Below are 13,075 nucleotides of genomic sequence, written 5' to 3' on the forward strand. Positions count from 1 at the left end.
CCCGTGGGCGCGCTCGCGCCCCGCCAGCGGGCGGCCGCACCCGCGCCTACTCCCCCGGGTAGACGAGGCCGATCTCGGCGCGCACGGCGTCGAGGGTCTCCATGATCTGCACGATCTCCGACAGCGGCAGGCGCGGGTCGTTCAGCTCGCCGCGGGCCACGAGCTCCTCGAGCGCGACGGCCTGGTAGTGCTTGCCGCCGCCGTTTTGCTCGGTCGTGAACTCCTCGATGACGGCGCCTGCGGCATCCACCACCCGGAAGCTCGTCTGGGTGTACCAGACCCCGTCGATATCGATGCGGCCGTTCGTGCCGATGACGCTGGCGCGGTTCGGGCCCTGCACGTCGCTGGCGGAGAGAGTGGTGGCGATCGCCCCGGAGGCGTAGCGGAAGGTGGTGGCGATCTGCGCGTCGGCGCCGGTCGGCCGGAAGCTCGCGGTGGCCTGGATGCTCTCCGGCTGGCCGAACAGGGAGGAGGCGAAGGAGATCGGGTAGATGCCGAGGTCGAGCAGCGCGCCGCCGCCGAGTTCGAGGGCGTTCAGGCGGTGGGCGGGGTCGTCGGAGAGCTTCTGGGTGTGGTCGGCGATGAGGGTGCGCACCTCGCCGATCGTGCCGGCGTCGAGGATCTCGCGGATCCGCTGCATGTGCGGCAGGAAGCGCGTCCACATGGCCTCGAGCACGACGAGGCCCTGCGCCTCGGCCAGGGCCACGACCTCTCGGGCCTCCTCGGCGTTCAGGGCGAACGGCTTCTCGACGAGCACGTGCTTGCCGGCGTTCAGCGCCATGGTGGCGTGCTCGGCGTGGAACGGGTGCGGCGTCGCGATGTAGATGACGTCGACGTCCGGGTCGGCGACGAGCTCCTCGTAGCTGGCGTGCACGTTCGGGATGCCGAACTCGGCGGCGAACTGCGCCGCGCTCTCTGCACGCCGCGAACCGACTGCCTGCACCGTGATCCCGTTCGCAACCAAGTCGGAGGTCACCGCGTGAGCGATGCCACCGGTAGCGAGAATTCCCCAGCGCAGTGATGTCGTCGTTGTGTTCACGCGCCCAGCATAGTGCGGCCCATCGCGCGGCGCGTGGCAACGACCGGGCGCGATCGCTTGGCGGCGCACCCGGAAGCTCGTTCCGGCAGGCGGAACAGGCTTCCGCCTGCTGGCGTTGTCCGCTCCAGGCACCGAATCTAGTCTGGAGATCGGCCCCAAGCGGGGCCAGGAGAGGCTGGGTGCACCACATGATCGTAGGCGTTGTCGGCGCGGGTGCCATGGGGCGCGGAATCGCGCAGGTCTCGGCCGCCGCCGGACACGACGTCGTGCTCTTCGACAGCAACGCGGATGCCGTCACCTCCGGCCTGGACGCGATCTCCGCGAGCCTGGGCCGGGCCGCCGAACGCGGCCGCATCACTGCGGACGCCGCGGCGGCAACGGTGGCGCGCATCTCCGGCGTCGACGCGATCGAGCGGCTTGCCGGTGCCGAGCTGGTGATCGAGGCGATCGTCGAACGGCTCGACGTCAAGCGCTCGGTCTTCGCCCAACTCGAGGCAGTCGTCGGCCCGGACACGATTCTCGCCAGCAACACCTCCTCGCTCTCCATCGCTTCCATCGCAAGCGCGGTGCAGCGGCGGACGCGATTGATCGGCCTGCACTTTTTCAACCCCGTCCCGGCCATGGCGCTTGTGGAGGTGGTCGGCACCCCGTACAGCGCCGACGCCGTGCTCGAGCGCGCCAAGGCCTGGGTCGCCGGGATCGGCAAGACGGCGGTCGTCGTGCGCGACTCCCCCGGGTTCCTGGTGAACCTGGCCGGCCGCGCCTACGCGACCGAGGCGCTCGCCATCCTGCAAGACGGCATCGCCAGCGTCGAGCAGATCGACCGCATCGCCACCGCGAACCTGGGCTTCCCGCTGGGCCCGTTCGAGTTGATGGACCTCACCGGGCTGGACATCAACTACACCGTCACCGCCAACCTGTACGAGCACAACTTCGGTGACCCACGGTTGCGCTCCACCTGGTACCACCGCTACCTCTTCGACGCCGGCCTGCTCGGCCGGAAGACGGGCAGGGGTTTCCACGATTATGCGGGGCCGGACGCCACAGCCGAGCAGCCGGCGCCGACTGCTGTCAGCAGCGTCCGCGCGATCGGCGTCGCCCTGGCCGGCGACAACCGTGAGGCGCTCTCCTCCCTCTGCGCGCGGGCGGGCATCCCGGTGGTCGCGGCAAACGAGGCCGATCTGGTGCTGATCGCGCCCTGGGGATCCGACGCCTCCGCAAGCGCCGCCCGTTTGGGGCTCGACCCTCTGCGCACCGTCGCCCTCGACCTGCTCGTCGCCGAGCCGTCCGTGCACACCGTGATGGTCCCGCCCGGTGTGGACGCCGAGGCGGTCCACGCTCTCGCCGAGCGGCTTCGCGGCATCGGCGGCGTCGAGGTGATCCGGGACTCGCCCGGCTTTATCGCCCAACGGCTGCTGGCCGCCATCGTGAATCTGGCCGCGGACGTCGCCCAGCGCGGCATCGCCTCCCCTGGCGACATCGACACCGCCGTCACCCTCGGCCTTCGCTACCCGCACGGGCCGCTGGAGTGGGCCGACCGCGTCGGCCTCCACACCATCACCGCGATCCTGGCCGGCATGCACGAGACCACGGCCGACCAGCGGTACACGACGAGCGCCTGGTTGCGCCGTCGGGCAAACGCCGGGCTCTCGGCGCTCACCCCAGACTTCTCCTGAACCACCCCGACTCTGCCACCACACCACACCACACCGCACCGCACCGCGCTGCACCAAATGAAAGGGACAGCGATGTCTGCCTACGACTCCTACGAATACCTCCTCACCGACATGGTGGAGGACGGCATCCTGCGCGTGACAATGCACAGTCCCGGGCGGCTGAATGCCGCGCACGCCGGCATGCACACCGAGCTCGCGAAGATCTGGCGTGACATCGACGCTGACCCGGACGTCAATGTCGTCATCCTCACCGGTTCCGACGGTGCGTTCTCGGCCGGCGGCGATCTGGAGCTGGTCAAAGACATGTCGGAGAACTTCGACACACTGACCCGGGTGTGGAAGGAAGCCCGCGACCTCGTCTACGGCGTCATCAACTGCGAGAAGCCGATCATCTCCGCCATGGAGGGCCCCGCCGTCGGTGCCGGGTTGGCCGCCGGGCTGCTCGCCGACATCTCGATCGCCGCCAAGGACGCCCGCATCATTGACGGCCACACCCGCCTCGGCGTCGCCGCCGGCGACCACGCCGCCATCATCTGGCCCTTGCTCTGCGGCATGGCCAAGGCCAAGTATCACCTGATGCTCTGCGAGTCGGTCACCGGCGAGGAGGCGGAGCGAATGGGTCTCGTCTCGCTCTGCGTCGAGCAGGACCAGGTGCAGGAGAAGGCCCTCGAGGTCGCCCGCAAGCTCAACCGCGGGTCCAAGACGGCGCTGCGCTGGACCAAGTACTCCCTGAACAACTGGCTGCGCATGGCCGGCCCCACCTTCGACGCCTCGCTCGCCCTCGAGTTCATGGGCTTCAACGGCCCCGACGTGCGCGAGGGCCGCGCCTCGCTGGTCGAGAAGCGGCGCCCGCAATTCGGTGCGGCAGCTGAGACGCGCTAGGCCATGACGAGCCCCGATGGCGCGCCCGGCGCGCCCGCAACCGAGGACGAGGCGCTCGACCAGGTGCTGGTAGAACGGCCAGCGCCCGGCGTGGTGCTGGTGCGGCTCAACCGGCCCGAGGCGCGCAATGCGCTCTCGATGCCGCTGCGCCGACGACTCGCCGCCGTGTTCTGGGAACTGGAGGAGGACGCCACCGTGCGAGCTGTCGTGCTCACCGGGGCCGGGCGCTCCTTCGCCTCCGGTGCCGACATCAACAGCATGATCGGCGTCTCCGGCGTGGAGATGTACCAGCGGCATACGGAACGTCTGTGGGCCGCCGTCGGCCGCTTCTCGCGCCCTGTCATCGCCGCCCTCAACGGCCACGCGCTCGGCGGCGGGCTCGAGCTCGCGATGAACGCCGACATCATCATCGCTGGGGAGAGCGTCACCCTCGGCCAGCCCGAGGTACGACTCGGCATCCTGCCCGGCGCCGGGGGCACGCAGCGCCTGCTCCGCGCCGTCGGCAAGTTCCACGCAATGCGCCTCTGCCTGACCGGCGAGCTGATCAGCGCCCGCGAAGGCTACGACATCGGACTAGTCTCGCGACTCGTTGCCGACTCGGATGTCGAGGATGCCGCGATCGAGATGGCGACGGGCATCGCAGCCCTGCCCGGCATCGCCGTCGAGCAGATCAAGGAGGTGCTCCAACTGGGCGCCGACGCCTCGCTCGAGACCGCGATGGCGCTGGAGCGCAAAGCCCTGCACATCCTGTTCTCCACCCACGACAAGGAAGAGGGCCTGCGCGCCTTCACCGAGAAGCGGCAGCCGCAGTTCCGCGGGGAGTGACCGGGAGGCGTCCCACGGACGCCCGAGGCGGCGGATCAGTCGGAGAGCTCGTCCGCCGTTTCCCGGAGCATCTCGGAGAGCTCGCCGGCGACGTCGGTCTCGGCGAGCTCGTCAGTACGCGCGATCAGGCTGAGCGCGTACAGCTCGCCTCCAGCGCGGAACGCGGTCGCCACGCCGCCGACATCCGAGTGCCAGCCGCCGAGGCTCACGTATACCGGTTTCTCGGGCTCGGCCAGGCGGCGCTCGAAGTCCTCGACCGGCTGGCCGCGACGCTGCAGGTCGGCGTAGATGGCGTTCGTCACGCGCGAGCGGGTCGGTTCGTGCGTCGCGCGCAGGAACGCGACGCCGGCGGCCGACATCGAGATCGGCAGGCGCCCGCCGACAGCAAGCGGCACGGCACGCGCCTTGCGCGGCCGGCGAATCGCGAGAAAGGACATGTGCAGGTCGTCCCGCACGGCGAGCGCCGCGGTCATCCCGGCCGCATCGCCCAGCCGGTCGACTGCCTGCTGGGCTCGGCCGGCGATGGGCATGTTCGCCAACACCGGGTAGCCGAGCCGGAGGTTTTTCGGCGTGAGCATGTAGGCGCCGGATTCCGGGCTCACCCGCAGGTAGCCGAGCTGCACCAGGCTGTCGGTCAACCGCGAGATCGTCGACGGCGGCAGACCGGTCGCGCGGGACAGCTGGCCGTTGCCCATCGAGCCGCTCGCGCTCGACAGAACCTCGAGGACTCGCAGGCCCCGAGCGAGCGCTTCGATCGGTTGGCCAGCCATTCTGCCATCCTACCGACAGGCCGCCGTGCGGCCGGCGGGCGACCGTTCCGGCAGGCGGAAAGGGCTTCCGGCAAACGGCTTGGAGCGGTGCAAATCCCCCGGATAGTGTGACTGCGGGCTCGTCCCCCTGGCCGTTTCAGCATGGCCGTTCCCCCCACTGTGAACTGGAGTTCTTCTATGTCAACGATGACAAGACAGCGAGTGAAAACGTCGGCTTCGGAGAGGGTCGCCAGCTGGTACGCCCGTTACTTCCCCGACTCACTCATCTTCGCGCTCGTGCTCACCGTGGTCGCCATGGCGCTGGCCCTCATCTTCACGGACTCCGGCCCCGGCGATGTGCTGGACGCCTGGTTCGTCGGCATCCCGATGCTCTTCACGTTCGCCTTCCAACTCGCCTTCACCTATGCGGCCGCGCTCGTGCTCGTGGACACCCCCAAGGTGCAGCAGGGCATCAAGTGGGCCGCCAGCAAGATCACCCGCCCGCAGACCGCCTACATCGCGACCGGCGTGCTCGGCGCGCTGACCTCCTTCATCGGCTGGTACATCGGCCCAGTGGTGACGGCCATCTTCGCCCGGGCCATCGCCAAGGAGATGAAGAACGTCGACTACCGGCTCATCTCGGCCATCGCGTACTCCTCGTTCGTCATCTCCCTGACAGGAATCTCCGGCACCATCCCGCTGTTCGTCGCTTCCGAGGGCCCGCTCACCGAGACCATCGGCGGGCTCATCGGCCTGGAAGACACAACGTTCTCGGTGATGAACCTCGTCTCGGCGGCAGCCATCGTCATCGCGACCACCGTCACCTTCTACTTCATCGCCCGCAACAAGAAGGAGATCGTCTCCTTCGCCGACCTCGCCGTGTCCGGCGGCGTCCCGGCCTCGGCTGAGGCCGGCGGCAGCGAAGGTGAGGGCGACGACTCGCTCGGCGGCAGCAACACCTTCGCCGACCGGGTCAACAAGAGCCGGATCCCGATCCTCACGATCGGCCTGCTCGGCCTCGGCTACCTCGTCTACTTCTTCGCGCAGAACGGCCTGGCCGGCCTCAACCTGAACACGGTGGCCTTCATCGCCCTCGTCATCGGATTCCTCGCGCAGAAGAATGCGGTCGCCTATGCGGCATCCTTCGCCCGCAACCTGGTGTCGACGGGCTCGATCATGCTGCAGTTCCCGATCTACGGCGGCATCGCCTCCATCTTCGCGGCGACCGGTCTGGCCGGCGTCCTGACCGACGGCCTCGTCAGCGTCGCCACCCCGGAGACCTACCTGACGATCACCTTCCTGATCACCGGCGTGCTCAACCTGTTCGTGCCGTCGGCGGGCTCGCAGTTCGTCGCCACCGCGCCATTCCTCATTCCCGGCGGCGAGGCCTTCGGCATCGACAACACACTCACGGTCATGGCCATCACATACGGCGACATCTGGACCAACCTGATCCAGCCGTTCTGGGCCCTGCTCTACTTCCCCATCCTCGCCGTCGGCACCAAGCTGCGCGTGCGCGACTTCATGGGGTACTGCCTGCCCATCCTCATCATCGTCGGAATCATCTGGATCCTGGCGCTGAACTTCCTCCCGCTGCACCTGTAGGGCGCCGCACCCCGCACTACATCGCGCGGCCACACCGCGCCCCGGCTTGACCAGAAATGAGCACTCGAACAATGCGCGAACAGACCCGTCCCCCCTACTACCACGAGAGCATGGACTGGGACCGGCTCACCGCCGAGTACGAGCCGCCGTTCGAGTTCATGACCGGGGCTCGGCTGTGGTCGCCCGAACGCATCGCCGAGGAGCAGCTCCGCCGGCTGCGCGGCGCCGTCGAGCGGGCGGCCAGCGTGCCGTTCTACCGGCGTCTGTGGGCCGAGCACGGCTTCTCGCCCGCAGACATCACCTCGCTCGACGACCTGCGCCGCATGCCGAGCTACACCATCGACGACATCCGCGACAGCATCGAGCGCCAGCCGCCGCTGGGCGACTACCAGGGGGTCGGTTTCGCGGACGCCGCGCACACCCCGCTGCGCATCTACACCTCGGGCGGCACCACCGGCACGCCCAGGCCGACGATCTACACGCAGTGGGACCGCGAGGTCGGGGCGATCCTTTCCGCCCGCACCTTCTACATGCAGGGCATCCGGCCCGGCGACGCCGTGATCAACGCCTGGGCTTACTCCACCCACAACGCGGCCTGGATCATGGACCACGCGCTCTGGCATTGGCTGGGCGCAATCCCCATCACCACGAGCACCGGCAACGTGACGCCGACCGAGAAGCAAATCGAGTTCGCCCAGCTCTACGGCGCGGCGTCCATCACCGCCACCTCGGACTACCTGCTGCACATCGCTGACACCGCTCGCCGCATGGGCCTGGACCCGCGGACGGACTTCGATTTCAAGACGATTCTCTCCTTCGGCGATACCGCCGCCGTCGAGGAGGCCTTCGGTGTGCCCACCTACGACTCCTACGCCTTCCACGAGGTGCAGTACCTCGCCGCGGAGTGTGAGGCGAAGGACGGCCTGCACATCTTCGAGGACGCCTTCATCATCGAGATCGTCGACTTCGAGACGGGCGAGGCGCTGCCCCCGGGGCACAAGGGCAACATCGTCGTCACAGCGCTCTACAAGACCGGCACCTCGCAGTTGCGCTACAACATCCAGGACATCTCGGCCAGCTACGAGCTCAGCCAGTGCTCCTGCGGCAGCTGGCACAAGAAGCTGGACTACTTCCAGGGCCGCAGCGACACTATGGTGAAATTGCGCGGAGTCAACGTCTGGCCCGAGGCCTGCGGCAAGATCGTCGCCGGCCACCCCGGGGTCACCGGCGAGTATTACTGCTACGCGGAGCGCGTCGCCCCAGAGGGCAAGGTCGCCCGCGACGAGATGACGATCATGGTCGAGAAGGCCGACGGCACCGGCGACTCCGCTGTGCTGCGGGCCGAGCTCGCCGCCCTGCTCAAGCAGAAGACGGGCGTCGCCATCGGCGTCGAGCTCGTCGAGCGCGACGGACTGCGCGAGCTCACGGGGCACGGCCACCGGGCCAAGCTCAAACGCTTCGAGGACCGGCGGGAGGCCGGCCGATGAGGGCCCAGGTGCAAGAGCAGCACAGCAGCCCGCTCGTCGCCCGCGATCGGCCCTCCCCGATCGCGGGGCCCGGCGAGGTCGTCCTGCGCGTCGTCGCGGCCGGCCTCAACCACCTCGACCTGTGGTTGCAGCAGGGCGACACCGGCGACGCCCTGAGCCTGCCCCGGGTGCCCGGCAGCGATGTGCTCGGCGACGTCACGGCCGTCGGCGACGGTGTCTCCGACGCGCTCCTCGGCGAGCGAGTCATCCTCTACCCAGGCCGCGCCTGCGGCAGCTGCGCCTTCTGCACCGAGGGCAGCCTCTCCGCCTGCCGGCAATTCGAGATCCTCGGCTACAACTACGACGGCGGCTACGCCCAGGAGATCGCGGTCGCGGCCGACGCCGTCGTGCCCGTCGGCGCGGACGCCTCGCTCGCGTGGGCGGCCGTGCCGGTGTCCTACATCACCGCGTGGAACGCGCTCGTGCGCACGGGCGGCATCGCGCGCGGCGACGTCGTCGCCATCTGGGGCGCCAGCGGCGGTCTCGGCAACGCGGCGCTGCGCATCGCGAGCGCGCTCGGGGCTCGCGTGGTTGCAATCGTCGGCTCGGCGGAGAAAGCGCTCTGGCTCGCGGCCACGGGCTTCGACGGCGACGTGCTGGTGCGCGGGGACGACCTGGTGAAGCGCGTCCGCGCCGTGACTGGGGGGCGCGGCGTCGACCTCGTGCTCGATCATGTGGGCGCGGCCACGTGGAATGACAGCCTGCGCATGCTCTCCGTCCGCGGGCACCTGGCCTTCTGCGGCGTCACGACCGGGCACAGCGTGCAGACCGACCTGCGCCAGGTGTTCGGCAAGCAGCTGACCATCGCCGGCAGCTGGATCGGCGACCCGGCAGACCTGATGGCCGTGGTCGAGTTGCTGCGCGCCCACCCGGACGCGCTGCCGGTCATCCAGAATAGTTTCACCCTCGACAATGCCGTCGCCGCTCAGGAGGCTATCGCCGACTCCGCGGGCAACGGCAAGACGATCCTGCGCTGTGTCGAGGCCAGCACCGTACAAGGAGAAGACAGATGACCGAGGCCTTCCTCGTCGGCGGGGCCCGCACCCCAGTCGGCCGCTACGGCGGCTCCCTGAGCTCGGTCCGCCCCGACGACCTCGCTGCCATCACCATGCGGGCCGCCGTCGAACGGGCCGGCATCGACCCGGCCGACGTCGACGAGGTGATCTTCGGGAATGCGAACGGCGCGGGCGAGGAGAACCGCAACGTCGCCCGGCTGGCTTGGCTGCTCGCCGGCTTCCCCGACACCGTCCCCGGGATCACGGTCAACCGGCTGTGCGCCTCCGGCATGAGCGCCATCACCATGGCGAGTCACATGATCAAGGCGGGTGCGGCCGACCTCGTCGTCGCCGGCGGCGTCGAGTCGATGTCGCGCGCACCGTGGGTGTTGGAGAAGCCAGCTAAGGCCTTCTCTGGCCCCGGCGCGAGCTTCGACACGTCGATCGGCTGGCGCTTCACGAACCCGGCCTTCCTCTCCGGCGAGCTCTCCCGCGACGGCAAGATGGTGTACTCCATGCCTGAGACTGCCGAGGAGGTCGCCCGCGTCTACGGCACCAGCCGGACGGACTGCGACGCCTTTGCAGTGCGCTCGCATGAGCGCGCCCTCGCGGCGATCGCTGCCGGCCACTTCGCAGAGGAGATCGTGCCGGTCAGCGTAGCCCAACGCCGCGGCGCGGCCGTGCTCATCGACACGGACGAGGGTCCGCGCTCCGGCACCAGCCTCGACGTACTCGCGGAACTCCGCCCCGTGGTGCGCGGGGGAACCGTCGTGACCGCGGGCAACGCCTCCACTCTCAACGACGGGGCCTCTGCCATCGTCGTCGCCTCGGAACGCGCGATCGAGCGCTACGGACTCACTCCGCGCGCGCGGATCCTCGATGGCGCCGCCGCCGGCCTCGCGCCCGAGATCATGGGAGTCGGCCCGGTGCCGGCAACCCGCAAGGTGCTCGAGCGCCAGGGGCGCGGCATCGACGAGCTCGCGGCCGTCGAGCTCAACGAGGCCTTCGCCTCGCAGTCGCTGGCCTGCATGCGCGAGCTCGGTCTCGACGCCGAGATCACAAACCGCGACGGCGGCGCGATCGCGCTCGGCCACCCGCTCGGCTCCTCCGGCGCACGCATCGTGATCAGCCTGTTGGGGCGCCTCGAACGCGAGGCCGCCGCGGGCGACCTCGGACTGGCCACGATGTGCGTCGGCGTCGGGCAGGGCACCGCCCTGCTGATCGAGCGGGTGTGAACATGGCCAGCCGCGGCGCCCCGCCATTCTCAACGCTGCGCGTCACAGATCGCGACGACCACCTCGAGGTGCGGCTGCACCGCCCCGCCGTGCGCAACGCCATCGACCAGGCGATGGTCGATGAGCTGCTCCGGGTCTGCGCCGAGCTCGAGGCGCGCCCGCGGATCCTCGTCATCGCTGGCACGCCCGGCGACCCGGCGACGGGTGCCCGCGGCGTCTTCGCCTCCGGGGCCGACATCGCCCAGCTGCGCGAGCGGCGTCGGGACGATGCCCTGGCCGGCATCAACTCCGGCGTCTTCGACCGGATCGCCAAACTGCCGATGCCCGTCATCGCAGTGCTCGACGGGCACGCCCTCGGCGGCGGGGCCGAGCTCGCCTACGCAGCCGACTTCCGCATCGGCACCCCAGAGGTGCGCCTCGGCAACCCGGAGACGGGGCTCGGCATCATGGCGGCGGCCGGGGCGACGTGGCGACTCAAAGAGCTCGTCGGCGAGTCCGTCGCGAAGCAGATCATCCTCGCCGGCCGCGTGCTGAGCGGCGAGGAGTGCCTCGCCGTCGGCCTGCTCAGCGAGCTGCGACCGGCCGCAGAGCTCGTCGCGGCGACATCGGCCCTCGTCGCCCGCATCGCCGCCCAAGACCCGCTCGCGGTGCGGCTGTCCAAGTCGGTGTTCCACACGCCACGCGAGGCACACCCGGTGATCGACACGCTGGCCCAGGCCGTGCTGTTCGAGTCCGAGGCAAAATTCGAGCGGATGCAGGCGTTCCTCGACCGCAAGAGCAAGTGACCGCTCGCAGCGCGGCCCATTCCTGGGACGGATGCCGCAGAAAACGGGTCGGCGAGGCCGGTGTGTACACGAACATCCAAAACGTCAGCTAAGCTTTATTGCTGTGCCATTCACACGAGAAATCGTGCGGTTGCCACGCCGCCTTAGCTCAGTCGGCAGAGCGTCTCACTCGTAATGAGAAGGTCGTGGGTTCGATTCCCACAGGCGGCCCCACCAAGAACGGCCAGGATCCAGATGGATTCTGGCCGTTTTTCTTTTCACCCCTGGCGACACCCGCTCGGATGCGGGGCGGGGCCTAGGAGGCCATCGGCTCCCGCCGGAGCGGGCCCGACCCACCCGGCGCGCTCTCCCGCTCTGGGCCGGCGATCTCCGCCCACACCGCGTCGAGGGAGAGGCCGAGGGCCTGGGCGATCACCGCGACGGTCGGGAAGGCCGGGGCCGCCACGCGGCCGGACTCGATCTTCCGCAGCGTCTCCGGCGAGACCCCGGCCTCGAGCGCGATCTCGAGCATGGAGCGGCTCCCCCTGGCCTGGCGCAGCGCAGCGCCGAGGCGTTTTCCGCGCTCAACGTCCTCGGGCGCATGCGGCAGTCTGACCATGCCTCCAATCCTAGTCCGGGATAATAAGACCGGTATTGTTATTGGATTCTGAAAGGTGCCGCATGATCGAGATCCTCACCCCCGCCGAACTGGTCAGAGCCGGGAGAACCGGTGCGCTCGTTGCCGACATCCTGCAGGCGCTGAAGGCACGCAGCACGGTCGGCACGAATCTCCTGGACATCGACCGGTGGGCGCAGGCGATGATCGTCTCTGCGGGCGCGCAATCCTGCTACGTCGACTACTCGCCCTCGTTCGGCAGCGGGCCGTTCGGCCACTACATCTGCACCGCGGTCAACGACGCCGTCCTGCACGGGCTGCCGCACGACTACGCCCTGGCCGACGGCGACCTGCTGACGCTGGACCTCGCCGTCATCCTGGATGGCGTCGCGGCAGACTCCGCCATCAGCTTCCTCGTCGGGGAGGCGCGGCCCCCGGAGAGCGTCGCGCTGATCGATGCGACCGAGCGCGCACTCCACGCCGGCATCGCCGCGGCGGGCCCCGGTGCGCGCATCGGCGACATCTCCGCCGCCATCGGCGCGGTGCTCACCGCGGCGGGGTACCCCATCAACACCGAGTTCGGTGGGCACGGCATCGGCTCAACGATGCACCAGGATCCGCACGTCTCCAACACCGGCCGCCCCGGCCGCGGGTACAAACTGCGCCCTGGACTGCTCCTCGCCCTCGAACCGTGGGCGATGGTCGACACCGCCGAGCTCATCACGGATGCCGACGGCTGGACGCTCCGGAGCGCGACGGCGTGCCGGACGGCGCACAGTGAGCACACCATCGCGATCACCGGCGACGGGGCCCAGATTCTCACCCTCCCGTCGCAGCCGCACTCGTGATGCCCGGATCGCGCCGGCACCCCCTGCCGGGATCGGGCGCCGGCTCGTAGACTCTGGCCATGACCAGCGATGACGTCTACACCGCGATCCTCTACGGCGACGAGCTCGGGGCCGTGGGGTACGACATCCGCGTGCACTACCTTCCCGGCGACACTCCCCATGAGGAGCTGACGCATGCGGGGTTCACCTACCAGCTCATCGGCAGCACGGAGGGCGCGGACGACTCCTTCGACTACGGCCACCCGGTGCCCGCCGACTAGGCACTCGGCCACGCCCAGCTAGCGGTGAGCGCGCTCCCAGCGCCCCGGCGTACCG

13 protein-coding genes and 1 tRNA gene are annotated in these 13,075 nt (G+C 69.6%); 11 read left to right on the forward strand and 3 right to left on the reverse strand.

Features of this window, described 5'->3' with window-relative positions:
* Window positions 1–46 precede the first annotated feature (46 nt).
* Complete coding sequence (locus BLT62_RS15995; protein ID WP_083364954.1) at window positions 47–1,039, reverse strand: Gfo/Idh/MocA family protein; 993 nt, start codon at window positions 1,037–1,039, stop codon at window positions 47–49.
* Between the two features lie 188 nt (window positions 1,040–1,227).
* On the opposite strand from BLT62_RS15995, the gene BLT62_RS16000 reads away from it, so the two are divergent.
* From BLT62_RS16000 to BLT62_RS16010, 3 genes are all read left to right on the forward strand, one after another.
* Window positions 1,228–2,715 carry a 3-hydroxyacyl-CoA dehydrogenase gene (locus tag BLT62_RS16000; RefSeq protein ID WP_172829730.1) on the forward strand — a complete coding sequence of 496 codons (1,488 nt, stop codon included), beginning with the start codon at window positions 1,228–1,230 and terminating at the stop codon, window positions 2,713–2,715.
* Between the two features lie 72 nt (window positions 2,716–2,787).
* Complete coding sequence (locus tag BLT62_RS16005; RefSeq protein ID WP_083364956.1) at window positions 2,788–3,597, forward strand: enoyl-CoA hydratase/isomerase family protein; 810 nt, start codon at window positions 2,788–2,790, stop codon at window positions 3,595–3,597.
* 3 nt (window positions 3,598–3,600) lie between these two features.
* Window positions 3,601–4,422 carry an enoyl-CoA hydratase-related protein gene (locus BLT62_RS16010; RefSeq protein WP_083364957.1) on the forward strand — a complete coding sequence of 274 codons (822 nt, stop codon included), beginning with the start codon at window positions 3,601–3,603 and terminating at the stop codon, window positions 4,420–4,422.
* A 35-nt stretch (window positions 4,423–4,457) separates the two neighbouring features.
* Here BLT62_RS16010 and BLT62_RS16015 read toward each other — a convergent pair whose 3' ends face one another.
* Window positions 4,458–5,192, reverse strand: coding sequence for an IclR family transcriptional regulator (locus BLT62_RS16015; protein ID WP_083364958.1), 735 nt, complete (start codon window positions 5,190–5,192; stop codon window positions 4,458–4,460).
* Between the two features lie 201 nt (window positions 5,193–5,393).
* Between BLT62_RS16015 and BLT62_RS16020 the strand changes: the two genes are divergently transcribed.
* The 6 genes from BLT62_RS16020 to BLT62_RS16045 all read left to right on the forward strand — a co-directional run bounded on the left by BLT62_RS16020 (window position 5,394) and on the right by BLT62_RS16045 (window position 11,530).
* Window positions 5,394–6,776: a TIGR00366 family protein gene (locus tag BLT62_RS16020; RefSeq protein ID WP_172829731.1), complete on the forward strand. Its 1,383-nt coding sequence runs from the start codon at window positions 5,394–5,396 to the stop codon at window positions 6,774–6,776.
* A gap of 71 nt (window positions 6,777–6,847) precedes the next feature.
* Window positions 6,848–8,263 carry a phenylacetate--CoA ligase family protein gene (locus BLT62_RS16025; protein WP_172829732.1) on the forward strand — a complete coding sequence of 472 codons (1,416 nt, stop codon included), beginning with the start codon at window positions 6,848–6,850 and terminating at the stop codon, window positions 8,261–8,263.
* 8 nt (window positions 8,264–8,271) lie between these two features.
* On the forward strand, window positions 8,272–9,315 hold the full coding sequence (locus BLT62_RS16030) for a zinc-binding dehydrogenase (RefSeq protein WP_172829733.1): 1,044 nt from the start codon (window positions 8,272–8,274) through the stop codon (window positions 9,313–9,315).
* Window positions 9,312–10,532 carry an acetyl-CoA C-acyltransferase gene (locus BLT62_RS16035; protein ID WP_083364962.1) on the forward strand — a complete coding sequence of 407 codons (1,221 nt, stop codon included), beginning with the start codon at window positions 9,312–9,314 and terminating at the stop codon, window positions 10,530–10,532. Before BLT62_RS16030 ends, BLT62_RS16035 begins: the two co-directional genes overlap by 4 nt.
* 2 nt (window positions 10,533–10,534) lie before the next feature.
* Window positions 10,535–11,317, forward strand: a complete 783-nt coding sequence (locus tag BLT62_RS16040) for an enoyl-CoA hydratase/isomerase family protein (protein WP_083364963.1) — start codon at window positions 10,535–10,537, stop codon at window positions 11,315–11,317.
* 137 nt (window positions 11,318–11,454) lie between these two features.
* Window positions 11,455–11,530: transfer RNA gene (locus BLT62_RS16045), tRNA-Thr, on the forward strand.
* 82 nt (window positions 11,531–11,612) lie between these two features.
* Here BLT62_RS16045 and BLT62_RS16050 read toward each other — a convergent pair.
* Window positions 11,613–11,915, reverse strand: a complete 303-nt coding sequence (locus BLT62_RS16050) for a helix-turn-helix transcriptional regulator (RefSeq protein WP_083364964.1) — start codon at window positions 11,913–11,915, stop codon at window positions 11,613–11,615.
* A 62-nt stretch (window positions 11,916–11,977) separates the two neighbouring features.
* On the opposite strand from BLT62_RS16050, the gene map reads away from it, so the two are divergent.
* Together map and BLT62_RS16060 are read left to right on the forward strand one after the other, a co-directional pair.
* On the forward strand, window positions 11,978–12,760 hold the full coding sequence (gene map, locus BLT62_RS16055) for a type I methionyl aminopeptidase (RefSeq protein WP_083364965.1): 783 nt from the start codon (window positions 11,978–11,980) through the stop codon (window positions 12,758–12,760).
* Window positions 12,761–12,819: 59 nt separating this feature from the next.
* Complete coding sequence (locus BLT62_RS16060) at window positions 12,820–13,020, forward strand: hypothetical protein (RefSeq protein WP_083364966.1); 201 nt, start codon at window positions 12,820–12,822, stop codon at window positions 13,018–13,020.
* Window positions 13,021–13,075 lie beyond the last annotated feature (55 nt).

It is taken from the genome of Microterricola viridarii (assembly GCF_900104895.1).
Taxonomy (GTDB): Bacteria; Actinomycetota; Actinomycetes; order Actinomycetales; family Microbacteriaceae; genus Microterricola; species Microterricola viridarii.